The organism is Serratia sp. MMO-28 (assembly GCF_037199905.1).
Taxonomy (GTDB): domain Bacteria; phylum Pseudomonadota; class Gammaproteobacteria; order Enterobacterales; family Enterobacteriaceae; genus Chania; species Chania oryzae.
On record NZ_JBBCVB010000038.1, the window covers coordinates 17,360 to 40,790 of the forward strand.

The following is a 23,431-nucleotide window of genomic DNA, read 5'->3' on the forward strand; positions in this document are numbered from 1 at the left end:
TTGGGGGCAACATTATGCCCCCCTATTCTCCCGCCTATGACCTCATCTGAAGCAAACGCTGAAAAATACAGCGTAATACCTGCTGCGAACGGTGGAGCGCTTGCTTCAGCCAGACAGGTAAAGTAGCCTTGAATTCTACTTCAGTCATTAAGCGCGTAAGGCATCACTATGTGGAAACGCCTGATAATTAGCCTGTTAATCATCATTTCGCTGTTGATGGTCACGGCTATCGCGCTCGATCGTTGGATAAGCTGGAAAACCGCGCCCTACGTTTATGACGAGCTGCAAGAGTTACCGCATCGCCAGGTTGGTGTGGTGCTGGGGACCGCCAAATATTACCGTACCGGCGTGATCAATCAGTATTACCGCTATCGTATTCAGGGGGCGATCAACGCCTATAACAGCGGCAAGGTGAAATACCTGCTGCTGAGCGGTGACAACGCCCAGCAAAGTTACAATGAACCCATGACCATGCGCCGCGATCTGATCGCCGCTGGCGTTGCGCCGAGTGATATCGTGCTCGACTATGCCGGGTTCCGCACCCTCGATTCGATCGTGCGCACACGTAAAGTGTTCGACACCAACGATTTCATCATCATCACCCAGCGTTTCCACTGCGAACGTGCGCTGTTTATCGCGCTGCACATGGGCATTCAGGCACAATGCTATGCCGTACCGTCGCCGAAAGACATGATGACGGTGCGCGCCCGTGAGATCTTTGCACGCCTGGGAGCCTTAACCGATCTGTATATTCTCAAACGCGAGCCGCGCTTCCTTGGCCCGCTGCTGCCCATCTCTTCGATGCACGACGTGCCGGAAGATGCGCAGGGTTACCCGGCGGTGTCGCTGGAGCAGTTGGTGGAGCTGGAACACAAGCTGGCGACAGAAAAGCGCGCGGCGGCGAAAAAGAGCTGACATAATCCGTAAGAGGGCAACCATCATGGCTGTACATATCAACCCCGCATTGATCGTCATAGATTTGCAGAATGACTACTTCCCACAGGGTAAATTTCCGCTGTGGAACACCACAAGTGTGCTGGAAAATATCAAAACGGCAATCGGTAAAGCGAATCAGGCGAATATTCCCGTTATCCTGGTGCAACATATTGCCGACGGCAGCAAAGGCATCGCGCCGTTCTTTAATGAAGGCACCGAAGGGGCTGATATTCATCCCGAGATCCTTGCCGCAGCGCCTGATGCCATTGTGGTCAAAAAAGCGTTCGCCGATAGCTTCTTCCACACCACATTGGAAGCAGAACTGCATCGGCTGGCGGTGACAGATCTGTGGATTTGCGGCATGATGACGCAAAACTGCGTTACCCATACCGCCATTTCCAAGTCAGCGGAAAAATATAGCGTTTCCGTCTTGCCAGACTGCAGCACCACGGTGAGTGAAATACTGCATTTGATCGCCTTGAATGCCATGTCAACGCGGGTGCCATTAGTGCCATCAACAGACCTGCTGTAAGTGGTGTATGTCGGGTCGTTAGGCAAAGTATCTCTTCTCCTCAAATGAGAAGGGCTTTGCCTCCCTCGGCATTGCCTGACAACATGATAAATAAACACCTCAGGCCGCCAACCCGCCGCCTCCCGCGTAAGGCGTTTTCCCGGCAATTTTAGCAATCTCTGCGCCCAAGGTGACAAACGGCGCGCTCCGGCAGGCATAGATCAGGCCGCCAGCCTGGGCATACACGGCGGTTACCGTATCCGTCAGCGGATCGATAACTTCGGCCACGATCTCATGTGCATCGACCCAATCCCCCGGCTGGCGCAGCAGCAGTAAAATACCGCTGGCGGGCGCACGCACAATCTCACCGGCGCTAAACGGCAACATCAGCGTTTCCAGCTCCGGCACCACCGGTGGCTCCTCGCCGATCGCGCCGTAATATTGCAGATAACGGTAAAGACGCCCGGCATCGTTACTGGCCAACGCGTGGCTGACATCCTGCTGCCCACGCAATTCAAGCGTGACCGCCATGCACCCCAGACCAAACTGGCGCCACTCCGTTTGGCTGGCCGCCAGCCGATGCCAAGGCAGGCCACAGGCTTCATCAAACGAGCCGCCGCCGCTGTCCTGCGACAGCAGCACCGTGCCGATATCCATAAAACGCGCCAATATCTCCGCCTGCTGGCGATAGGCCGGATCGGCATACATATGCAAAATTGCTTGGTCATCACAATGCAGATCCAGCACCAGATCGGCGTCACACGCCAACAACAGCAGTTGCTGGCGCAGCGCGGCCACCTCTGAGCGGATCGGCATTGCGCCGAGCGCTGCGATCATGGCACTGCGCACCCGTTGCCGGTAATCGCTGGCATCGCTGAAGCTCTGCGCTAGTAAGGAATCCCGCACCCGCTGCGCCAGATCGGGAAAATCCCGGTTAAAATTGCCCCCACTGACCAGATCGAAACGGCCAACGCCCCCGTTGAGCAGCACCTGCGCCAGCCCAATCGGGTTGGCGATCGGCACCACAACGATCTCACTGCGGATATCGCCCTGCCGCTCCGCCTGGCACAACAATCTTTTCAGATAATGCAACACCAGCATTCCTGGCAGTTCATCAGCATGTAAACTCGCCTGCAGGTATATTTTCTTCCCCACGCCGGGTTGGCCGAAATGAAAACTGGTTAATCGGCGCTGTCCGCCCAGCGCGTGTTCAGGTAGGTTATGGTGATTGATTTTCATTGGACGTCCCATCTATGGAAAAGAAAACGCAGCTTGACCGAATTGATAAAAAAATCCTTGAAATACTGCGCCGCGATGGCCGTATTTCTTACCGCAAGCTGTCCGAGCAGGTTAACCTCACACCGCGCCCCTGTCTGGAACGCGTGCGGATCCTTGAACGCGCCGGTATTATCCGCGGTTACAGCACCCTGATTGAGCTGCCAGAACCGGAGCATGCGTTTGTGGTTCAGGCTCAGATTGCGCTGGCCGATCACGGCCAGTCGCAGTCGGCATTTGAGCAGGAAATGCGCCAAGCGCCAGAGGTGCTGGACTGCTGGCTGGTCAGCGGCAGCTTCGATTTTCTGGTGCGCATCGGCTGCCAAAGCATGGAACACTACCGGCAGTTGGCCGACACCTGGCTGACCAGCAAAAAATTCCGCGTGGATAAAATCATGACACTTACCGAACTGCAAACCATCAAACGCTCCTGAACTGAAGCTGCAATCAACTGCGGCGGGCAAACGCCAGCCAGCGCCGTTCGGCACGCGAGAACAGGAAAATCAGCACAAAGGTGCAGATCAAGTACAGCGCTGCCGCCAGCAGAAAGGGAATAAACGGTGAATAGGTCGCGGCATAAACAGAGCGTGCTACGCCGGTGATATCCAACAGCGTGACGGTGCTGGCCAAAGACGTCGCGTGCAGCAGAAACACCATCTCATTGTTTAATGCCGGGATCCCGCGCCGCAGGGTTGCCGGCAACACCAACCGGCGGATAATCTGCGCACGGCTCATGCCAAAGGCCTCGCCGGCTACCCATTCCTGGCGTGGAAAAGTGACCATCATCCCGGCCAGCAGCTCAGTCACATAGGCGCTGGTGTTCAGCACCAGTGCCAGCGTGGCGCAAAAGGTGGCATCGCGGAACAGCAGCCAGAATGGCTGATCGTTCTGCCAACCCAGTTGCACCACGTCGAACTGCGACAGGCCGTAGTAAATCAACATCAATTGCAGGTAGAGCGGCGTGCTGCGGAAAAAGTAACTCAGGCTGCGGATCAGCATCGCCAGCGGACGCGGGCCATAAACCTGGCCAACCGCCATCAGCACCGCCAAGAGCATGCCGGGCACCACCGACAGCAGGAATAGCCTGGCGGTCACCGCCAGCCCGGTAGCATCGTTACCGTCGCTCCATAAGAACGCGGGTAGCGTATCCAGGATCGTTTGCAGATTCATCAGTAGGTGTCCCTGGCCGTTGAAGAATACAGCGCATAGCGCCGCGCCAGGCGGTTAAACAGCCAGCTGGAAAGCGCGGTAATCACCATGTAGATCAGCGATACCAGGAAATAGAACAGGAAGGGCTTCTGGGTCGCCCGCCCGGCCTGCTCCGCCAGCCACACCATATCCTCCAGCCCAAGAATCGACACCAGCGCCGAGGCCTTCATCAGCCCCAGCCAGTTATTGTTGATGCCGGGAATGGCAAAACTCAGCATCTGCGGCAACATGACGCGGCGGAACACCTGCCCAGGCCGCATCCCATAGGCGATGGCCGCTTCCAGCTGACCGTGATCCACCGTCTGAAATGCGCCGCGGAAGGTTTCGGTATAGTAAGCGCCGAACACAAAGCCGATCGCCAATACCCCAGAGATAAAGGTATTGAAGTGCACCTGCCCAACGCCCAGCAGCCCGAGCAAACCGTTTACCAGCATTTCACCGCCGAAGAACAGCAGCAGCATGATCACCAGTTCAGGGATGCCGCGCACCAGCGTAGTATAGCCAGTCGACAGCCAGCGTAACCAGGGCGGGCCAAACAGCTTGATAGCCGCATTGATCAGGCCAAGCAACAATGCCAACACCAGCGCCAACAGCATTACGCACAGCGAAAGCCCGGCCCCCTGCAACAGCAGCGGTAAATAGTCGGTTACCATGCTATCTCTCCATAAACCAGCCGCTGCACAAGGTTGAATTATTCGCCGTAGATATCGAAGCTGAAATATTTTTTCTGGATAGCATCGTAAGTCCCATCGGCGCGGATGGCCTTGATGGCCTCATTGAGTGCATCGCGCAGCACCGGGTTGGCTTTTGCTACGGCGATCCCCACTTCTGAAGAGATGCTCTCATCACGGATCACCGGCCCGGCAAAGGCAAAATTTTTGCCGCGTGGCGTATCGATAAAGCTGTTGCCCGCCTGGATGTTGTCTTGCAGCGACGCATCTATGCGCCCGGACATCAGATCGAGATAGACGTTATCCTGATTGGCATAAGAACGGATCTTCACCCCATTCCCTGCCCACTGTTTTTTGGCGTAAGCCTCATGCACCGAGCCGGTCTGCACCCCCACCGTTTTGCCTTTCAGGCTCTGCGCATCAGGCTGCAACGGGCTGCCTTTACGCGCCACCAACTGGGCAGCACTGCGGTAATAACGGTCGGTGAAGTCGACCTCCTTCTTGCGCTCTTCGGTGATATTGAGCGAAGCGATAATCGCATTAAACTTACCGGCGTTAAGCGCCGCAATCATGCTCTCGAACGGCTGTTTGACAAACACGCACTTCGCCTGCAACTGCGTGCACAATGCATTGGCGATATCAATATCAAAACCGGTGATCTCGCCGTTAGGCGCGAGTACATCGAACGGTGGATAGCCGCCGTCCACGCCGAAGCTGATGGTGTCAAATGCCTTGGCGGCAAGCGGCGCACTCAATACCGAACTTATCAGCAGAACCGCAAACAGTTTTTTCATTATCTAATCCCTGTTGACTTGGATTCAGAAACGCAGTGACAAGCAGGTTAGCCCGCCGTCCATTTTTTTGAATTCGCTGGTATCCAGCAGCACCATCGGCATCCCCAGTTTTTCCAACTGTGCCAGGGTGTAAGGGTAACCCTGTGGCGTTAACAGGGTATCGTTGATCCATAACGTATTGCCCGCATAGGACTCCTCTTCCGGGATCACCACAATATTAAAAGCGGCAAAAGCCGGATGCTGCCGATAGGCTTCGGTCAGCAACAGCGTGTTGCGGCCAACGTAGTTGACGATCGACTTCAGGTGCAGCCCGGCGCTCACCTCAATCGCGGTCACCCGGTAACCATGCGGTTCCACCGCCGCGGCAAACTCGCCGATCCCCGCTTCATCGGTGCGAGAAGTCAGGCCAATAAAGAACTGGCGATCGACCAGCAGCACGTCACCACCGTCGAGGTGACCACGGTTGCTCATCTGTACCAACGGGCGGAAACCCGCCAGCACCGGCGCAATGCTATCCACTTCCCCCTGGCGGCTGGGCGCGCCCGGATGGGTAATCACTGCCAACTCCGGTATCACCACCGCCGTATCTTCAACAAAGTGTGCGTCAGGGAATGCCGGAGCGGCAGGCAGTACCGTAACCTTCAGGCCGAGCTGCAGTAGCGCATGCACATACGCCAGAAACTGGCGGCTGCTTTCAGCCACATCGGGTGCTCCCAGTTGGGCGGTGGTCTGGCCGGCACCACAGGTGTCGGCAGGCAATCGGGCAATGGCTTGGGTAAAGTGCATAGCGGCTCTCTTGGTTGAAAAGTACTGAGGGTGTCTCTTTGATTATTAAACGGATCCCGCTGCCAAGCAGGTCGAATCATGGCCTGCCACAGCACATTTGCGCTGTATATTGCTCCGTTTTCGGCCTATTGGGCTGTTGCGGCAAAGCAAGCGCAGATCGCCACAGAGCAAGGGGATCAAAGCAGTTAAATCGGGGAAGTTGGCATACGACGCGGGCAAAACGTAGAAAACCGCATCCTCCGGGCGGAAGGATGCGGTAGAAGAGTTACTTTTTCTTGGCGTACTTGAGCGAATCCAGCGCGACGGCAAAGATGATGATGCCGCCCTTGATGATGTATTGCCAGTAGGGGTTAACGCCGATGTAGGTCAGGCCGTAGTTGATCACGGTAAAGATGATCACCCCGGTCACGACCCCCAGCACCGTCCCCACACCACCAGCAAACGACACCCCGCCCACCACGCAGGCGGCGATCGCATCCAGCTCGTACATAAAGCCGAGGTTGTTAGTGGCACTGCCGATGCGCCCTGCCTCCAGCAAGCCACCGAAGGCGTAGAACACCCCAGACAGCGCATAGATCATAATCAGGTTCAGCGGCACGTTAACGCCGGAGACTTTCGCCGCCTCTGGGTTACCGCCGATAGCAAAGATATTTTTACCGAAGCGGGTTTTATTCCACAGGATCCAGACAAAGATAATCGCAATAATGGCGTAGAAGGTAATGTACGACAGCTTGAAGTCGCCAAAACGCAGGAACCCCTGGGCAAAGGTAGAGAACTTCGGATCAAAACCCGCTACCGGTGAAGCCCCCACGGAATCGTAATACAGCGAGTTGATGCCGTAGACGATAATCATAGTGCCCAAGGTGGTAATAAACGGCGTCACGTTAAGGTAGGCGATAATCAGGCCGTTCACCAGACCAATCACTGCACCTATCGCACACACCAGCAGGATCACCAGCGGGATCGACCAGGTTTCCATGTGCGGGAACACTTTATTGACGTTATCCATCGATTGCAGCAAGGTCGCGGCTACCACCGCCGCCAGCCCCACCTGCCGCCCGGCAGAAAGGTCGGTCCCTTGGGTGACGATCAGCCCCGCCACGCCCAGAGCAATAATAATGCGCACCGAAGATTGGGTCAGGATGTTACTCAGGTTCATCAGGCTTAAAAACGTCGGATCCTGAATAATGATAATTGCCAGCAGCACCAGCAATACCACGTAAATGCCACTTTCTTTAAAGTAAGTGAACAAAGTTTTTTTATTAAGCACGTTCATAATCACGATCCTTAAAGATGCAAGGAGGCTAATCGCAGTATTTCATTTTGCGAGGTCTGTTTGGTATTCACGATGCCCGCAACCTGACCATTACTCATCACCAGTATTCTGTCGGTAATTCCCAGCAGCTCTGGCATTTCAGAAGAGATAATAATGATCCCCTTGCCCTTCTTCGCCAACTCGGTCATTAACTGATAAATTTCAAACTTGGCTCCCACGTCAATACCGCGCGTCGGCTCATCCATCATCAATATTTCCGGCTGCGTCAGTAACCAACGGCCGATAATCACTTTCTGCTGATTGCCCCCCGAAAGCGAACCAATATTGGTACGGTGCCCCGGCGTTTTTACCCGCATAGCATCGATCACCCATTGGGTGTCGCTTTTCATCCGGGTATTGTCCAGCAAGCCCACTTTATTTTTGTAATTACGGATATTGGAGATCAGCGAATTAAAACCGACGTCCAGATAAGCATAAATACCGGTTGAGCGGCGCTCTTCCGTCACCAATGCAAAGCCGTGGTTAATGGCTTCATTGGCGGTGTGATTATTGATACTTTTGCCGTGCAGCTTGATGGTACCGGCGACTTTCTCGCGGATACCGAACAGGGTTTCCACAATATCGGTACGCTTGGCCCCCACCAAACCGGCAATCCCCAGAATCTCGCCCTTGTGCAAGTCAAAAGAGACATCGCGGATCGAAGGCTGGCGCAGGGAGGTCAGGTTCCTCACCTCCAGAATCACCTCTCCCGGCGTATTCTGGCGATCGGGGAAGCGCTGGCTCAGCGAACGGCCAACCATCATCGAAATGATCTTGTCCATATCCAACCCTTCCAGCGGCCGGGTGGCAATCCACTGGCCATCGCGCAGAATGGTAATTTCATCGCACAGCTGGAAAATCTCTTCCATCTTATGGGAGATATAAACGATACCGCAGCCACGATCTTTCAGTTTACGGATAATGGTGAACAGGTGTTTCACCTCTTTCTCCGTCAATGAAGAGGTCGGTTCATCCATAATGACGATCTTGGCGTTATACGAGAACGCTTTAGCAATTTCGATCATCTGCATCTGGGATACCGACAGCGTGCCCACTTTCGCACGCGGATCGATATCAATATCCAGTTCGTCGAAGATGGCTTTGGTGTCTTTGTACATTTTGTCCTGATCGACAAACAGGCCTTTGGTCGGATAGCGCCCCAGCCACATGTTGTCCATCACAGAACGTTGCAGAACCAGGTTTAATTCCTGATGCACCATAGAAACGCCGTGTTCCAGCGCCTCTTTCGAACTCTTGAAATCTATTTCCTGCCCCTGGAACAGGATACTGCCGGAATCTTTTTTATAAATGCCAAACAGACATTTCAATAACGTCGATTTACCCGCGCCGTTTTCCCCCATCAACGCATGAATGGAGTGCGGACGAACGCGCAGATTGACATTATCCAATGCCTTTACGCCGGGAAATGACTTATTAATATCGGTCATTTCCAACAGCCACTCACGAGAGTTATCGGCCATAAATATACCTGGGTTTTCTAATAATGAACTCCCCGCCGATGTTCGGCGGGGTCATTGCATCGCAATATACTTATTTAACAAACTGAGACAGATTGTCTTTATCTACACCCACGTAAGGGATACGCACGACTTTATTTTCGATCTTGTATTGGGTGCCATCGGCCGCTGGTTTACCCGCCGCCAGATTTTTTGCCAGCTCGAAGGTGGCTTTCGCCTGGTTTTCGGCGTCATTCAGCACGGTGCCGGCCATCGCGCCCGATTTCACCAGCGCCAGCGCTTCTGGCAATGCATCCACGCCAAAGACCGGAATGCTAGTTTTGTTATGCGCTTTCAGGGCCTCTACGGCCCCCATGGCCATCGCATCGTTGTTGGCAATCACCACTTCGATCTTGTTGGCATTCGGGCCAGACAGCCAGGCATCCATCTTGTCTTTAGCCTGAGCGGTGTCCCACATCGCGGTATCCAGCTGGAGCTGCTCAGTTTTGTAGCCTTTCTCATTCAGCGTTTTCACCACGTAAGTGGTACGCGCTTCAGCATCCGGATGCCCTGGTTCGCCTTTCAACAGCACATACTGGATCTGGCCGTCTTTATTCAGATCCCAGTTCGGGTTGGCTTTCCAGTGTTTGGCAATCAGTTCACCCTGAATCACACCGGATTCTTTAGAATCGGTACCGACGTAATAGGCTTTGTCGTAGCTGTCCAGCGCCTTGCGCGAAGGTTCTTTGTTGTAGAACACCACCGGAATATCGTTGGCCCGCGCTTTATCAATCACCACCGGTGCGGCGGCCGGATCCACCAGGTTGATCGCCAGAGCTTTCACTCCTTTGGCAATCAGCACGTCGATCTGATCGTTCTGCTTGGATTGGTCATTCTGCGAGTCATTCATTAACAGCGTGACGTCCGGAGACGCCTTGGCATCTTTCTCAATGGCCTTACGCACTACCGACATAAAGTTGTCGTCGTATTTATAAATGGTGACACCAATACGAGTTTCTGCGTGAGCGGCAGCGCCAAACATCATGCTTGCGGCCAGCGCGGCCAGGGTGAAAACCTTCTTATTCATTGTCTGTCTCCGGTTTGTAGAGGGTCGTACTCGGTATGAAAGTGATACCCACCGTACTGGAGGCGGCACCGACGGGCTTGCCACTCCCAGCACTTTGGTTATAGAGCATAGACAGCGTGATGTTAATATTCTGTGAATTTTCTCACAGATTGAAAACGGTTACACAACACTAAATGTTTAGAGAGTGACCGCCACCTCACTTTGCCACGGTGCCACAGAATGGCGGCGCACCAGCGTCGGCATGAAAATATGCGAGGTTTGCGGCTCCAGCGCCCCAGCGGCGCCTTTCAGCGCCAGTTCGGTGGCCAGAGTTGCCATAGAAACAATAGGATAGCGGATAGTGGTCAATTTTGGGCTGGTGTAGCGCGCGATGGGAATATCATCGAACCCCACCAGCGAGAAATGCTGTGGCACCGTGATACCGTTTTCTTTCAATACCGCCATGGCACCGGCGGCCATGGCATCGTTGTAGGCAAAGACCGCGCTCAGGTGCAGGTTGCGGCCGAGCAGTTCCACCATCGCCGCTTCGCCCCCCTGCAAGTCTGGTGAACCATAGGCACGCCAACTCTCTGCTGGTGAAATACCGGCGGCCATCATGGCCTGGCTGTACCCCTGCTGGCGCAGCGGGCCGTCTTCGATCGGATGATTGGAACCCAGATAGCCGATGCGCTGATGGCCCTGCGACAACAGCAGACGCAGCGCCATCTCGGCCCCGAATACGTTGTCCAGCCCGACGCAGCGATGCTCGTAACCTGTTATCACCCGGTTAATCAGCACCATGCCCGGCACCTGATCCATAAAGGCGATCAGTTCCGCATCACTCAGCACTTTTGCATGGACAATCAAGGCATTACACCGCTGGCGGATTAACACTTCTATCGCATGACGCTCTTTGTCCGCCTGGTGATAACTGTTACCGATCAGCAGGTATTTGTGGTTTTGCTGCGCTACGGTGTCAACCGCTTTCACCAAGGCACCAAAAAAGGGATCGGAGACATCCATCACCACCACACCGAGCGTATCGCTGCTCTGCGTGGCCAGCGCTTGGGCATTGGCGTTTGGCCGATAGCCCAGTTCCGCAACCGCCTGCAGCACCTGTTCACGCGTCTTCGGGCTAGTCAGGGCGCTGTTGTTCAGCACCCGCGAAACGGTAGCCACAGACACGCCTGCACGCTTCGCAACGTCGCGAATGGTGATCGGATGGACAGAATTCATGGAACGCCCTGGAGTCAGAAAAGTTGACAATGGCACTATCCTACTCCGATTGTCATCCTCCTCAGCGTGAATTACGTCACAGGAAAGAAAACGTTTACATACATTTTTTTAACCTGCCTGCGCCAGATCTCAGTTTGCTTTCTGCTGCGCATTGTCACCGGCGGCCATGGCCGTCAGCCAGCGCCACAGCCACTCCATCGGGCCTTGCTTGAAATGACGCAACCATAGGTTAGAAAACAACAGGTTAGCCAGCCACACCAGCGGGACAAACGCCAGTAACTGCAAGCGATCAAACTGCTGGTAAAGACCAAAACGGTAAAACAGCGTGGTGCAGATCAGCGTTTGCAGCAGGTAATTGCTCAACGCCATGCGCCCAACCTGCGTCAGCCAATGGCTGATACGCCAGCGGGAAAAGGTGGGCCAAAAACCGTAAACCAGTGCCAGGTAGCCCATCGCCTGCAATGACGCCCCCAGCTCACGCGGTACCTGCAGCAAGAAACCGCTCCAGCGGTAGTCCCAGTTCAGGTGCCACTGCAGCGCCACACCCGGCAACTGAATCAACAATGAAAGCGGTATCAGCCAGGCCGCCAAACGCCGGTAGTGAGCAGGGGTATACCTGTTGCGCAGCCAGCCGCTGCGCATCAGGCCCGCGCCAAACAGCATCAAACCGGCCAGTTGCCAGCCATACTGCGCGCCAATCGCCAACAGGCTGGAGGAAAGCAGATCCAGGCGGCTGCGCCAGGCTTCCATCCCCCCTTGTAGCTTCCAGAATTTCTCATACTGCAATTCCGCCGCACCCGGCTGCCAGAAACTGCCCGGCTCAGCGTGCGATATCAATCCCAGCAGCAGCAATACCGCAATGCCGATCGCGTACAGCACCGCCCCGGTTTTCAACAGCGTAATGGTGTCTTTGGCGTCGCGAATCATACGCCAGCACACCAGGCCGATCAGCCCATAGGCCAGCAGAATGTCGCCATCCCACAGGAAAACCCCATGCCCCAAGCCAAACAGCACCAGCCACGACAGGCGGGCGCGTATCCATACTTTACCGCGGTGCAACAACAGTTGCAGACCTGCACCAAACAACAGCGCAAACATTGCCAGAAACTTGGCCTGGGCAAACAGATCCAGCAACGCCCAGGTCCAGGCATCGCGTGCCGGAGGGATACCGAGATAAGCCGGGTTGAGATAGGCCGCTTTCGGCAGACCAAAAGCGCTGATATTCATCAGCAGAATGCCGAGAATGGCGATACCGCGAGCACAGTCCAACGTCGCAATGCGCGGCAGCGACGTTGTTGCATGATGGTTCATGTTATACCGCTGTATTCAGATCGTTAAAAAGGCGCCCGCAGGCGCCTATTCTCTTCGTTACCGAAGCACTCATTCTCACCCCTGATGGTGACGCACCGCACGCAGGAACTCCTGACGGGTGTTCTGGCTGGATTTGAACAGCCCTCCCAGAGAGGTGGTGGTCGTGGCGCTGGTCGCATCGCGGATCCCACGGGCCTTAACACAATAATGGACCGCATCAATGGATACTGCCACGTTATTAGTACCGAGCAAGGTTTGCAGCGCCACCAGAATCTGCTGGGTCAAACGTTCCTGCACCTGCGGGCGCTGGGCGAAGAACTGCACGATACGGTTGATTTTCGACAGGCCTATCACCGCATCTTTCGGGATATATGCCACCGTCGCTTTCCCATCGATGGTCACAAAATGGTGCTCACAGGTGCTGGTCAGGGTGATATCCCGCACCGTGACCATTTCATCCACCTTCATTTTGTTCTCAATGACGGTGATTTTCGGGAAGTTGGCATAATCCAGCCCGGAGAAAATTTCGTCGACATACATTTTCGCAATGCGATGCGGCGTTTCTGCCAGGCTGTCATCAGACAGATCGAGATTCAGCAACTTCATGATTTCCGTCATGTGTTCTTTGATGCGGCTTTTACGCGTTTCTCGGTCTAACATTTCCCCGCACAAGGGGGTCTCCAGGCCGCGCGCTTCGAGCGCTGCGTGCACCAGTGCAGCTTCATTACTTAACGATGTCATGGGTATATTTCTCCGGCAGGCGGCTCCGACAATGCCTGCTAGGCCAATCACTAGCAGATTTGCGGTGTCTCATTCTTTTTAACTACTGAGTTCAGACGCCATATAGCGTGAACCCGGTCAAGATTTTCCCCCACTCTAGATGAGAGCGAAGCGTTTATCCAGTGATTGTGCTTCATCATTGAGTGAAATATCCGCATCCAGCCCCTGGCAGGCGGGCTGCGGCTATCCCGTGTTTTTTGTACGGAATTCAATCAGCGTTATGCTCGTTTTTTGTCGCGGCCCGCGCCGGCGTATTGATCACCAGCAAACCGGCGATCGCCAACGCCACCACCGCGACATACAGTGCGGGCTCCAGCCGTTGGGTCAAGGCGGTTGAAACCGCCGACAAGACGGGGCCAACCAGTTGCCCTAACGCATAACCGGTGGTCAGCAACCCTGCCATGTAGCGCGCATGATGAGGGGCCAACTCCCTGCCGTGCAGAATGGAAAGCTGTACCACACTGAGGAAGCCACCGCCGGTAAATAGTGCGCCCAGCACCAGCCCGCTTACACCCGGCACCAACTCAGCACACAGCACGCCCAGCGCCTGCACCCATAAGGTGATGGCCAAGCGGCTTTGCGTTGTGAGCTTATGGCGCGTCAGAATACCGATGACGATCCCCAGCACCGCCGCACCACCAAAAATCGGCCAGACAAACTGGGCAAACAGGCTGCCGGGGAAACGCGCCGCCGCCATCTGCGAAAGAAAGGTGGCGGGCAGGATATAGCCAAAGCCAGCCAGGCTATAGCTCCATACCAGGCGCTTCAAGGCCGGCGTCAGCACCAGCGGTTCCGGAGCCGTCTCCGGGCGGTGCAGATCTCCAGCCCGCGGCAGATTAATGCTGATAACACCAACCAACACCAAAGCCAGCACGCCATACACCAGCCATGCCTGTGCGGCACTCAGTGCCAGGCTGTTGATTGCCACGGCCAACATACCGCTGATAAAAATCCCGGCACCCGGCCCGGCAAACACGGCGGCGCTTAACGCCGGGCGGCCGAAATGAGCCAAGCGTTCGTTGGTCCACGCCGCCACCAGCACCATCGACCAGCCGCTGGCCCAGCCAATCATCAAGCGCACCGCTCCGTGCCACCACACGCCATCAACCACTGCCGACAACAGAGTGAAGAGCACTACGCCCCAAACGCCGAGCCACAAACGGCACTCGACGTGGCGGCTGGCGCGCATGGCGTCAAAAGCGCCACACAGGTAGCCCAGGTAGTTCAGCGCTGCCACCAGCCCGGCCCCGGTCAGGGTAAACTGCTGCTCAGCTATCATCAGCGGCACCTGTGGCGTAAAGGCAAAACGGCCAATGCCCATCGCGACAATCAACGCAATAAAGCCACTCAGAGCAATTCTTAACGCCATGGGTGATTCCTGAATGTTAGAAGAAAGTTGCGACTATCATGCAGCAGTATTACACTCACAAAAACTGAATAATACTAACCAAGTTCATCACAAAAAGAGAAAGTAATGGATCTGACCCAACTGCGCATGTTTTGCAGCGTGGCCGAAACCGGCTCCGTCGCCCGTGCCGCCGAGCAGTTGCACCGCGTCCCATCGAACCTGACCACGCGTTTGCGCCAGCTTGAGCAGGAGTTGGGGGCCGATCTGTTTATTCGTGAAAAACAGCGGCTGCGGCTTTCGCCAATGGGCCATAATTTTCTCTGTTACGCCCAGCGGATCCTGGCGCTGAGCGAAGAGGCCATGAGCATCACTCACGCCGGGGAACCGGCAGGCAACTTTGCCCTGGGGTCAATGGAAAGCACCGCCGCCACCCGCCTGCCGAGTTTGCTGGCAGCTTATCACCAGCGTTACCCGCTGGCCGCGCTGTCGCTCACTACCGGCACCTCGGGGGAAATTATCGAACGGGTCCGCGCCGGTACGCTGGCAGCAGCGTTGGTAGATGGCCCATTGCAGCACGATGAACTGAACGGCTGTATCGCCTTCCCGGAGCGCATGGTGGTGATTTCCTGTCTGGACCATGCCCCGATCGAAAACGCGCACGATGCCAAAGGGGAAACCCTGTTCGCCTTCCGTGCCAGCTGTTCTTACCGTTTGCGGCTGGAATCCTGGTTCAAACACAGCGGCGCAGTGCCCGGCCAGATTATGGAGATCCAGTCCTATCACGCCATGCTGGCCTGCGTGGCCAGCGGTGCCGGGTTAGCAATGATCCCGCATTCGGTACTTAATTTATTACCGGGCTTTGAACGGGTAAAAGTGCACCCGTTACCGCCAGAGATTGCTGAAACCGCCACCTGTTTATTGTGGCGACGCGATGCGTTCGGGCCCAACGTCCGCGCATTGAAAGAACTGATTATTGAGCAGGCTGACACTGCGGCCACTGAAAACACTGAGGAGAAGTAGAATGGAGATGATCAAAACCCGCGCGGCCGTAGCTTGGGGCCCGAATCAGCCGCTGACGATCGAAGAAGTCGATCTGATGCCACCGCAGAAAGGCGAAGTGCTGGTGCGGATCGTCGCCACCGGCGTTTGCCATACCGATGCCTACACGCTGTCTGGTAAAGATCCTGAAGGGGTATTCCCGGCGATCCTCGGCCACGAAGGCGGTGGCATCGTGGAAGCGATCGGTGAAGGCGTAACCAGCGTCGCCGTGGGCGATCACGTCATCCCGCTCTACACCCCGGAATGCGGCGAGTGCAAATTCTGTAAATCCGGTAAAACCAACCTGTGTCAGGCGATCCGCGCTACCCAGGGCAAGGGGCTGATGCCCGACGGCACCACGCGCTTCTTTAAAGACGGCAAGCCGATTTTCCACTATATGGGTACGTCCACCTTCGCCGAACGCACCGTGGTGCCAGAAATCTCGCTGGCCAAAATCAGCAAAGAAGCGCCGCTGGAAGAGGTCTGCCTGCTGGGCTGCGGCGTCACCACCGGTATGGGTGCAGTATTGAACACCGCCAAAGTGCAAGCGGGCGATACCGTGGCAATCTTTGGCCTGGGCGGCATTGGCCTTTCGGCGATTATCGGCGCTCAGATGGCCGGTGCAAGCCGCATTATCGGCATCGATATCAACACCAGCAAGTTCGAGCTGGCACGTAAGCTGGGTGCCACCGATCTGATCAACCCGAAAGATTACAGCCAGCCGATTCAGGAAGTGATCGTTGAGCTGACCGACGGCGGCGTTGATTTCTCCTTCGAATGCATCGGTAACGTCAACGTGATGCGCTCGGCGCTGGAGTGCTGCCACAAAGGCTGGGGGGAATCGGTGATTATCGGCGTTGCCGGTGCCGGTGAAGAGATTGCTACCCGCCCATTCCAACTGGTAACCGGCCGCGTATGGCGCGGTTCCGCGTTCGGTGGCGTGAAAGGCCGCAGCCAGCTCCCCGGCATTGTGCAGCGCTATATGGACGGCGAATTTGCCCTGAATGACTTTATTACCCACACCATGGGGTTAGAGCAGATCAACGACGCCTTCGATTTGATGCATGAAGGCAAGTCGATCCGTTCGGTGATCCATTTTGACCAATAAGCCAGGAGGCAGAGAGATGAACACGTCATTAGAACTTCTCGAAGAGCACCGCATGTTCGGTGGCTGGCAACAGCGTTACCGCCACGCGGCGCAGAGCCTGAATTGCAACATGACTTTCAGCATCTATCTGCCGCCGCCGCGCGATGACAATCCCCCGCCGGTGCTGTATTGGCTGTCGGGGCTGACCTGCAATGATGAAAACTTCACGCTGAAGGCGGGTGCCCAACGCATCGCTGCCGAACTGGGGCTGGTATTGGTGATGCCCGACACCAGCCCGCGCGGCGACGACGTGCCCAACGACGCGAGTTACGATCTGGGCCAGGGGGCGGGTTTTTATCTCAACGCCACCCAGGCCCCTTGGGATAAGCACTTTCGCATGTACGATTACATCAGCGATGAGCTGCCCGCGCTGATTCAGCAGCATTTCAGCATCAGCGATCGTCAGTCCATCTTTGGTCACTCGATGGGCGGCCACGGCGCGCTGATGATGGCCTTGCGCAATCCGCAGCGCTTCCGTTCCGTATCGGCCTTTGCGCCGATTGTTAACCCTTGTCAGGTGCCGTGGGGGCGTAAAGCCTTTGCCGCCTACCTGGGTGACGACGAGAGCCAGTGGCTGCAATACGACAGTTGCCACCTGCTGGCGAACGGCGCAGAAAAACTGCCTATTCTGGTGGATCAGGGCGATGGCGATCAGTTTCTGGCCGATCAACTGCAACCGGCGAAGCTGGCCGAGCTGGCACGTCAGCTCGACTGGCCGCTAACGCTGCGTACTCAACCGGGTTACGACCACAGCTATTTCACTATTGCTACGTTTGTCGAAGATCACCTGCGCTTCCATGCCGAGCATCTCTTCCGCTGATTTTTTTAGCTGTTTGTGGCTGCACTCGGTAGCCACAAACAGCGATTTCCTTATCGCTTAAGGCCCCGGTTTTACCGGCCTGCCCCCCATTTGTGATCCTCTTCGCTTTAGCGGCGTGAACGCCTTTACAAGCGGATCGTTGCCCTTCATGTTACCGCACATCATTGATATGACATTTCAGCCAAGGTATCCCCATGAATCCTGTTGATATTCCGTCTGCTCCTGCCTCATTAGCCTCAATCCTTGCCCGGCGCGACTGGGAAAACCCAGCCTGTACCCACTATAACCGCCTGCCAGCACACCCGCCGTTTGCCAGCTGGCGTGACGAGCAGCAGGCGCAATTTGACCAGCCTTCAGCACAGCGAACCTTGCTCAACGGTGCCTGGAGGTTCAGCTATTTCACCCAGCCAGAAGCCGTGCCAGAACGCTGGTTACAGCAGGATCTGGACGATGCCGACACGCTTCAGGTGCCGTCTAACTGGCAGATGGCCGGTTACGACGTGCCGATCTACACCAATATCACCTACCCAATCCCGGTCACACCGCCATTCGTGCCGCAACAGAACCCGACCGGCTGCTATTCCCTCTCCTTTGAGGTGGCCGAAAGCTGGCTGCAACAGGGGCAGACGCGGGTTATTTTCGACGGCGTCAATTCAGCGTTCTATCTGTGGTGTAACGGTGTTTGGATTGGCTATTCGCAAGACAGCCGCCTACCCGCCGAGTTTGATTTGAGCAACGCCTTGCGGCCCGGCGAAAACCGGCTGGCGGTGATGGTGCTGCGCTGGAGCGACGGCAGCTATCTGGAAGATCAAGACATGTGGCGCATGAGCGGTATTTTCCGCGATGTTAGCCTGTTGCATAAGCCAAGCAGCCATCTGAGCGATATTCAGTTACGCACCCATCTGGCCCCGGGTTTTTATCACGCTGAGCTAGAGGCGCTGGTACAGGTTCAATCGCCAACGGCGGGCTGCTCCATACGCGTTCAGCTTTGGCAGGGTGAGCAACTCACCGCCACACACCAGCAGCCACTGGGCAGCGAAATTATTGACGAACGCGGCTGCTATGACGATCGCACCACCCTACGCTTAGCAGTGGAACAGCCCGCGCTGTGGAGCGCCGAACAGCCTCATCTGTACCGCGCCGTGGTCTCCTTGCTGGCGGCCGACGGTTCATTGATTGAGGCAGAAGCCTATGACGTGGGTTTCCGCCAGGTAGAAATCAGCGACGGCCTGCTAAAGGTGAATGGCAAACCCGTTCTGATTCGCGGCACCAACCGCCATGAGCATCACCCGGAACAGGGGCAGGTGATGGACGAAGCCACCATGCTACAAGATATCCTGCTGATGAAGCGGCATAACTTCAACGCGGTGCGCTGTTCACATTATCCTAACCATCCGCTTTGGTATCGGTTGTGCGATCGCTACGGCCTGTACGTGGTGGATGAAGCCAATATCGAAACCCATGGTATGCAGCCGATGAACCGCCTGACGGACGATCCGGTATGGTTTCCTGCCCTGAGTGAGCGCGTCACGCGCATGGTGCAGCGCGATCGCAACCATCCCTGCATTATCATTTGGTCGCTGGGCAATGAGTCCGGCCACGGCAGCGCGCACGACGCCCTGTACCGCTGGATCAAAAGCAGCGATCCAACCCGCCCGGTGCAGTACGAAGGTGGCGGTGCAGATACCGCTGCCACCGACATTGTCTGCCCAATGTACGCGCGCGTAGATCAGGACCAGCCCTTCCCGCAGGTGCCGAAGTGGTCGATCAAAAAATGGATCGGCCTGCCGAATGAGCATCGTCCGCTGATCCTATGTGAATATGCTCACGCGATGGGCAACAGCTTCGGTGGTTTTGACCGCTACTGGCAGGCATTCCGTAAGCACCCACGCTTGCAGGGTGGCTTTGTCTGGGATTGGGTGGATCAGGCGCTGACCCGCACCGGTGAAGACGGCGTGCGTTACTGGGCCTACGGCGGTGATTTCGGCGATACCCCTAACGATCGCCAGTTCTGTATGAATGGGCTGGTGTTCCCCGATCGTACCCCCCATCCCGCTCTGTATGAGGCGCAGCGCGCGCAGCAGTTTTTCCAATTTCGGCATCAGCCAGAAGCGCCGCTGACCATTGAGGTCACCAGTGAATACCTGTTCCGCCCTACCGACAATGAACAGTTGTTCTGGCGGCTGGAGCTGGACGGGCAGTGCATCGCCCAAGGCGAGCAGTTACTGGACATCCCACCGCAAGGCACCCAACGCCTAGTGCTGGGTGAGATGCCACAGGTACAAGGCAGCGGTGAGCTATGGCTGAATGTTGAGGTCCGCCAGCCAAGGGCAACGGCCTGGGCCGCCGCGGGCCACCGCTGCGCCTGGGACCAGTGGCGCTTACCGCACGCGCTGGCACTGCCCGATATCAGCAGCGGCCCGTTGCCGCAGTTGATCGCTCATCCAGAGACGGTGGAAATCACCCACGGGCAGCAGCGCTGGCAATTTTGTACCACCCGCGGTTACCTGATCCAATGGTGGCGTGATGGTGAGCCGCAGTTCTTGAGCCCGCTGCGCGACCAGTTTGTGCGGGCACCGCTGGATAACGATATCGGCGTCAGCGAAGCAACGCGTATCGATCCCAATGCCTGGGTAGAACGCTGGAAAAAAGCCGGCATGTACGCGCTGGAAAGCCAACTGCTGTCCTTCAACGCCGACGCCCTCGGGCATGGCGTGCAAATCTCAACGGTGCACAGCTACAGCAGCCAGCAGCAGCCACTGTTTATCAGCCGCAAAACCTATCTGCTCGATCGCGCTGGAAAGCTGCATATCAGCGTGGATGTCGTTCTCGCCAGTGGCGTACCCGCACCCGCGCGCATCGGCTTGAGCTGCCAGTTGGCAGAAACCGCCGCAGCGGTTGAGTGGCTGGGCCTGGGGCCGCACGAGAACTACCCAGATCGCCAGCTAGCAGCACAGCAAGGGCGCTGGGTGCTGCCGTTAGCAGCCCTGCACACACCGTATATTTTCCCCAGCGAAAACGGCCTGCGCTGTGATACCCGCCAGCTCACCTTTGGCCGCTGGCAGTGGCAGGGCCGTTTCCACTTTGGCCTGAGCCGTTACAGCCAGCAGCAGTTGATGGAGACAACGCATCAGCATTTGCTGCAGGAAGAAGCGGGCACCTGGCTCAACCTGGACGGTTTCCATATGGGCGTGGGCGGTGATGACTCCTGGAGCCCCAGCGTCAGCCCCGAGTTCCTGCTAACGGCGAATCACTACCATTATGAAGTCACCTGGATGCAGAGGTAATCTCCTGTGTCACCTGCTCCGGGTGGCACCTAAACTCAAGCCCAACTTGGTAAACGACAAGCAAAGACGTACAGTTCCTTAAGCAAAGCGCGGAACCACTGTATTTCAGTATGGAGAGATTTGACGTATAGTGCTCACGTTAGATGTGGACCACTCGCCGCCAACTTCGTACAGGAAAGCAAAAAAACCGGCCTCACCAGTCGGTTTTTTTACGCCTGAAATTTGCTTCCTTCCTTAAACATCTTCCTCAATTGAACTTAGATGCTATTTTACATGACTGCCATGTAAGATAAGAAAGTGTCACCAGAGTAAAGGGTAGCAAATGTCAGTATCTGATATTGTTTTTTACATTGTACTTGCATTTGGTGGGGTTGGAGGCCTGCATTGGGGGATAACTGCTCTCAGAACAGGTGAGTTTCATGGCCGTTATCGCTTCACATCAACAAAATACTGCTATCGCAGAGGTGATGAGCCGCTGAAGTACTGGTCAGAAACCCTTACCGTTTTAATCGGTGGCATATTATTACTGATTCTTGATACATGGTTTATTTTTCGATAACCCTTCCTTGGGCTAAGCATTTAACCCTTCAGCTTCGGATCCAGCGCATCGCGCAGCCCATCGCCCAACAGATTGAACGCCAGCACGGTGAGGAAAATCGCCAAACTGGGGAAGATCGCCACGTGCGGTGCGATCACCATATCGGCCCTGGCCTCATTAAGCATCGCCCCCCACTCCGGCGTGGGCGGCTGAGCGCCCAGGCCAAGAAACGACAGGCTGGCGGCGGTGATAATCGAGGTGCCGACACGCATGGTGAAATAGACCACAATGGATGAAATGGTGCCCGGCAGAATATGCCGCAGGATAATGGTCCAGTCAGAAGCGCCAATGCTGCGTGCCGATTCAATGTAGGTCAGGTGTTTTAACACCAGCGTGTTACCACGCACTAAACGGGCAAACGCCGGGATGCTGAAAATCGCCACTGCAACAATCACGTTGGCCATACCGCTGCCCATGATCGCCACCACGCCAATCGCCAGCAGAATGCCGGGGAAGGCAAACAGCACGTCGCTGATGCGCATCACGATGCGATCCCACCAGCCTTCATAATACCCGGCCAATAAACCAAGCAGCGTGCCAATCGCTCCACCCACCAAGACCGAAAACACCCCGGCCGCCAGGGAAATACGCGCGCCCATCAGAATACGGCTGAAGATATCGCGCCCGAGGGAATCAACCCCCAGCCAGTGCAGCAGCGAAGGGCCGTCGTTCAGCCGATCGTAATCGAAGTAGTTCTCCGCATCATAGGGCACCAGATAGGGTGCCAACAGCGCCGCCGCCACCAGCAACAGCACAAACAGCCCGGCCACCATGGCCACATGCTGCCGCCGGAAACGCCGCCAGAATTCATGCCAAGGGGTACGCACCGCATGAGGGTTCACCTGCGGCATCGCTTTCAGTGCGGCATTTCGCCGCCAATGCTTAATCATGCGGCCGCCTATTGATAGCGAATGGAAGGGTTGATCGCCGCATACAGCATATCCACCAACAAGTTAATCAGAATAAACTCCAGGGAAAACAACAGCACTTCGGCCTGGATCACCGGGTAATCACGCATTTCTACCGAATCCACCAGCAAGCGCCCTAATCCTGGCCAGTTGAATACCTTTTCCACCACGATCGAGCCACCCAGCAGAAAACCAAACTGCAGGCCCATCATGGTCACCACCGGGATCATCGCGTTGCGCAGCCCGTGCTTGACGATCACCAGCGACTCCCGCACGCCCTTGGCGCGCGCGGTGCGCATATAGTCTTCCTGCATCACTTCGACAAACGAGGCTCGGGTAAAACGCGCCATCACCGCAGCCACCGCCGCGCCCAGCGTGACGGAGGGCAGAATATAGTGCCGCCAGCTATCTGCCCCCACCGTGGGCAGCCAGCCCAGATTGACCGAAAACACCTGCATCAGCAGCATCCCCAGCGCAAAGGCCGGGAAAGAGATGCCTGACACCGCCAGCGTCATGCCCAGCCGATCAGGCCAGCGGTTGCGCCACACGGCGGAAGTCATACCGATCCCCATACCGAAGATCACCGCCCACAGCATGCTGGCGATCGTCAGCCAGAACGTGGGCATAAAGCGTGAGGCGATCTCTGCACTGACCGGGCGCTTAGAGACCATCGAGGTACCAAAATCGCCCTGCAGAATGTTGACGAAGAAACGCACAAACTGCTGCAGCAGCGGTTTATCCAGCCCCAAGTCCTGGCGCACCAGTTGCACCACCGCTTCGTCGGCGTCTTGCCCGGCCACCAGCCGCGCCGGATCGCCCGGCAGCAGATGAACAAACAGGAACACCAGCACCGCCACAATCAGCAGCGTTGGGATCAGCCCCAGCAGGCGTTTAAGAAAGTAATTAAGCATTACGTGCAATTCCCCTCACCCCAACCC

General features: G+C 56.2%; 22 protein-coding genes. 8 read left to right on the plus strand and 14 right to left on the minus strand.

Annotation, left to right across the window (positions count from 1 at the left end; translation table 11 throughout):
* Positions 1 to 168: 168 nt before the first annotated feature.
* The gene (gene sanA, locus WG891_RS23870) at positions 169 to 915 is read left to right on the plus strand and encodes an outer membrane permeability protein SanA (RefSeq protein ID WP_337264769.1); all 747 of its coding nucleotides are present in this window, start codon (positions 169 to 171) and stop codon (positions 913 to 915) included.
* Between the two features lie 25 nt (positions 916 to 940).
* Positions 941 to 1,468 (plus strand): cysteine hydrolase family protein, encoded by a 528-nt coding sequence (locus tag WG891_RS23875; protein ID WP_337264770.1) that lies wholly within the window; start codon positions 941 to 943, stop codon positions 1,466 to 1,468.
* 99 nt (positions 1,469 to 1,567) lie between these two features.
* On the opposite strand, the gene WG891_RS23880 is transcribed toward WG891_RS23875, so the two are convergent.
* Complete coding sequence (locus tag WG891_RS23880; protein WP_337264771.1) at positions 1,568 to 2,686, minus strand: succinylglutamate desuccinylase/aspartoacylase family protein; 1,119 nt, start codon at positions 2,684 to 2,686, stop codon at positions 1,568 to 1,570.
* Between the two features lie 14 nt (positions 2,687 to 2,700).
* Between WG891_RS23880 and WG891_RS23885 the strand changes: the two genes are divergently transcribed.
* Positions 2,701 to 3,156, plus strand: a complete 456-nt coding sequence (locus WG891_RS23885) for an Lrp/AsnC family transcriptional regulator (RefSeq protein ID WP_156294259.1) — start codon at positions 2,701 to 2,703, stop codon at positions 3,154 to 3,156.
* Positions 3,157 to 3,169: 13 nt separating this feature from the next.
* On the opposite strand, the gene WG891_RS23890 is transcribed toward WG891_RS23885, so the two are convergent.
* The 11 genes from WG891_RS23890 to WG891_RS23940 form a co-directional block, all read right to left on the minus strand.
* A complete protein-coding gene (locus WG891_RS23890) occupies positions 3,170 to 3,892 on the minus strand; it encodes an ABC transporter permease (protein WP_076941200.1) in 723 nt (240 codons plus the stop codon).
* The gene (locus tag WG891_RS23895) at positions 3,892 to 4,584 is read right to left on the minus strand and encodes an ABC transporter permease (protein WP_156294260.1); all 693 of its coding nucleotides are present in this window, start codon (positions 4,582 to 4,584) and stop codon (positions 3,892 to 3,894) included. Before WG891_RS23895 ends, WG891_RS23890 begins: the two co-directional genes overlap by 1 nt.
* Before the next feature lie 38 nt (positions 4,585 to 4,622).
* Positions 4,623 to 5,396 carry an ABC transporter substrate-binding protein gene (locus WG891_RS23900; RefSeq protein WP_337264772.1) on the minus strand — a complete coding sequence of 258 codons (774 nt, stop codon included), beginning with the start codon at positions 5,394 to 5,396 and terminating at the stop codon, positions 4,623 to 4,625.
* Positions 5,397 to 5,420: 24 nt separating this feature from the next.
* Positions 5,421 to 6,182, minus strand: coding sequence for a dimethylarginine dimethylaminohydrolase family protein (locus tag WG891_RS23905; protein ID WP_076941197.1), 762 nt, complete (start codon positions 6,180 to 6,182; stop codon positions 5,421 to 5,423).
* A gap of 265 nt (positions 6,183 to 6,447) precedes the next feature.
* The gene (gene mglC, locus WG891_RS23910; RefSeq protein ID WP_076941196.1) at positions 6,448 to 7,458 is read right to left on the minus strand and encodes a galactose/methyl galactoside ABC transporter permease MglC; all 1,011 of its coding nucleotides are present in this window, start codon (positions 7,456 to 7,458) and stop codon (positions 6,448 to 6,450) included.
* Positions 7,459 to 7,469: 11 nt separating this feature from the next.
* Positions 7,470 to 8,978 (minus strand): galactose/methyl galactoside ABC transporter ATP-binding protein MglA, encoded by a 1,509-nt coding sequence (mglA, locus tag WG891_RS23915; protein WP_337264773.1) that lies wholly within the window; start codon positions 8,976 to 8,978, stop codon positions 7,470 to 7,472.
* A gap of 70 nt (positions 8,979 to 9,048) precedes the next feature.
* Positions 9,049 to 10,041, minus strand: a complete 993-nt coding sequence (gene mglB, locus WG891_RS23920) for a galactose/glucose ABC transporter substrate-binding protein MglB (RefSeq protein ID WP_337264774.1) — start codon at positions 10,039 to 10,041, stop codon at positions 9,049 to 9,051.
* Between the two features lie 177 nt (positions 10,042 to 10,218).
* Complete coding sequence (gene galS / locus WG891_RS23925) at positions 10,219 to 11,256, minus strand: HTH-type transcriptional regulator GalS (protein ID WP_337264775.1); 1,038 nt, start codon at positions 11,254 to 11,256, stop codon at positions 10,219 to 10,221.
* 129 nt (positions 11,257 to 11,385) lie between these two features.
* Positions 11,386 to 12,567 carry a DUF418 domain-containing protein YeiB gene (yeiB, locus tag WG891_RS23930; RefSeq protein ID WP_337264776.1) on the minus strand — a complete coding sequence of 394 codons (1,182 nt, stop codon included), beginning with the start codon at positions 12,565 to 12,567 and terminating at the stop codon, positions 11,386 to 11,388.
* 75 nt (positions 12,568 to 12,642) lie between these two features.
* Complete coding sequence (folE, locus tag WG891_RS23935) at positions 12,643 to 13,308, minus strand: GTP cyclohydrolase I FolE (RefSeq protein WP_076941191.1); 666 nt, start codon at positions 13,306 to 13,308, stop codon at positions 12,643 to 12,645.
* 247 nt (positions 13,309 to 13,555) lie between these two features.
* Entirely contained in the window at positions 13,556 to 14,716 is a 1,161-nt protein-coding gene (locus WG891_RS23940) for a YbfB/YjiJ family MFS transporter (protein WP_337264777.1), read from the minus strand.
* Between the two features lie 105 nt (positions 14,717 to 14,821).
* Between WG891_RS23940 and ptrR the strand changes: the two genes are divergently transcribed.
* From ptrR to WG891_RS23965, 5 genes are all read left to right on the plus strand, one after another.
* Complete coding sequence (gene ptrR, locus WG891_RS23945; protein WP_337264778.1) at positions 14,822 to 15,715, plus strand: putrescine utilization regulator PtrR; 894 nt, start codon at positions 14,822 to 14,824, stop codon at positions 15,713 to 15,715.
* Between the two features lies 1 nt (position 15,716).
* Positions 15,717 to 16,841, plus strand: a complete 1,125-nt coding sequence (locus tag WG891_RS23950; RefSeq protein ID WP_337264779.1) for an S-(hydroxymethyl)glutathione dehydrogenase/class III alcohol dehydrogenase — start codon at positions 15,717 to 15,719, stop codon at positions 16,839 to 16,841.
* Positions 16,842 to 16,857: 16 nt separating this feature from the next.
* Positions 16,858 to 17,700: an S-formylglutathione hydrolase gene (gene fghA, locus WG891_RS23955; RefSeq protein ID WP_337264780.1), complete on the plus strand. Its 843-nt coding sequence runs from the start codon at positions 16,858 to 16,860 to the stop codon at positions 17,698 to 17,700.
* A 209-nt stretch (positions 17,701 to 17,909) separates the two neighbouring features.
* Complete coding sequence (locus WG891_RS23960; RefSeq protein ID WP_443006303.1) at positions 17,910 to 20,987, plus strand: beta-galactosidase; 3,078 nt, start codon at positions 17,910 to 17,912, stop codon at positions 20,985 to 20,987.
* A gap of 322 nt (positions 20,988 to 21,309) precedes the next feature.
* On the plus strand, positions 21,310 to 21,546 hold the full coding sequence (locus WG891_RS23965) for a hypothetical protein (protein WP_156294269.1): 237 nt from the start codon (positions 21,310 to 21,312) through the stop codon (positions 21,544 to 21,546).
* Positions 21,547 to 21,566: 20 nt separating this feature from the next.
* Here the strand turns inward: WG891_RS23965 and gsiD are convergent, their stop codons facing one another.
* The gene (gsiD, locus tag WG891_RS23970; protein ID WP_337264782.1) at positions 21,567 to 22,475 is read right to left on the minus strand and encodes a glutathione ABC transporter permease GsiD; all 909 of its coding nucleotides are present in this window, start codon (positions 22,473 to 22,475) and stop codon (positions 21,567 to 21,569) included.
* An 8-nt stretch (positions 22,476 to 22,483) separates the two neighbouring features.
* On the minus strand, positions 22,484 to 23,404 hold the full coding sequence (gene gsiC, locus WG891_RS23975) for a glutathione ABC transporter permease GsiC (protein WP_337264783.1): 921 nt from the start codon (positions 23,402 to 23,404) through the stop codon (positions 22,484 to 22,486).
* Between the last annotated feature and the right edge of the window lie 27 nt (positions 23,405 to 23,431).

Coding starts and splice junctions, on each gene's coding strand:
- sanA (WP_337264769.1), top strand. CDS start 169: ATGTGGAAACGCCTGATAATTAGCCTGTTAATCATCATTTCGCTGTTG.
- WG891_RS23875 (WP_337264770.1), top strand. CDS start 941: ATGGCTGTACATATCAACCCCGCATTGATCGTCATAGATTTGCAGAAT.
- WG891_RS23880 (WP_337264771.1), bottom strand. CDS start 2,686: ATGAAAATCAATCACCATAACCTACCTGAACACGCGCTGGGCGGACAG.
- WG891_RS23885 (WP_156294259.1), top strand. CDS start 2,701: ATGGAAAAGAAAACGCAGCTTGACCGAATTGATAAAAAAATCCTTGAA.
- WG891_RS23890 (WP_076941200.1), bottom strand. CDS start 3,892: ATGAATCTGCAAACGATCCTGGATACGCTACCCGCGTTCTTATGGAGC.
- WG891_RS23895 (WP_156294260.1), bottom strand. CDS start 4,584: ATGGTAACCGACTATTTACCGCTGCTGTTGCAGGGGGCCGGGCTTTCG.
- WG891_RS23900 (WP_337264772.1), bottom strand. CDS start 5,396: ATGAAAAAACTGTTTGCGGTTCTGCTGATAAGTTCGGTATTGAGTGCG.
- WG891_RS23905 (WP_076941197.1), bottom strand. CDS start 6,182: ATGCACTTTACCCAAGCCATTGCCCGATTGCCTGCCGACACCTGTGGT.
- mglC (WP_076941196.1), bottom strand. CDS start 7,458: ATGAACGTGCTTAATAAAAAAACTTTGTTCACTTACTTTAAAGAAAGT.
- mglA (WP_337264773.1), bottom strand. CDS start 8,978: ATGGCCGATAACTCTCGTGAGTGGCTGTTGGAAATGACCGATATTAAT.
- mglB (WP_337264774.1), bottom strand. CDS start 10,041: ATGAATAAGAAGGTTTTCACCCTGGCCGCGCTGGCCGCAAGCATGATG.
- galS (WP_337264775.1), bottom strand. CDS start 11,256: ATGAATTCTGTCCATCCGATCACCATTCGCGACGTTGCGAAGCGTGCA.
- yeiB (WP_337264776.1), bottom strand. CDS start 12,567: ATGAACCATCATGCAACAACGTCGCTGCCGCGCATTGCGACGTTGGAC.
- folE (WP_076941191.1), bottom strand. CDS start 13,308: ATGACATCGTTAAGTAATGAAGCTGCACTGGTGCACGCAGCGCTCGAA.
- WG891_RS23940 (WP_337264777.1), bottom strand. CDS start 14,716: ATGGCGTTAAGAATTGCTCTGAGTGGCTTTATTGCGTTGATTGTCGCG.
- ptrR (WP_337264778.1), top strand. CDS start 14,822: ATGGATCTGACCCAACTGCGCATGTTTTGCAGCGTGGCCGAAACCGGC.
- WG891_RS23950 (WP_337264779.1), top strand. CDS start 15,717: ATGGAGATGATCAAAACCCGCGCGGCCGTAGCTTGGGGCCCGAATCAG.
- fghA (WP_337264780.1), top strand. CDS start 16,858: ATGAACACGTCATTAGAACTTCTCGAAGAGCACCGCATGTTCGGTGGC.
- WG891_RS23965 (WP_156294269.1), top strand. CDS start 21,310: ATGTCAGTATCTGATATTGTTTTTTACATTGTACTTGCATTTGGTGGG.
- gsiD (WP_337264782.1), bottom strand. CDS start 22,475: ATGATTAAGCATTGGCGGCGAAATGCCGCACTGAAAGCGATGCCGCAG.
- gsiC (WP_337264783.1), bottom strand. CDS start 23,404: ATGCTTAATTACTTTCTTAAACGCCTGCTGGGGCTGATCCCAACGCTG.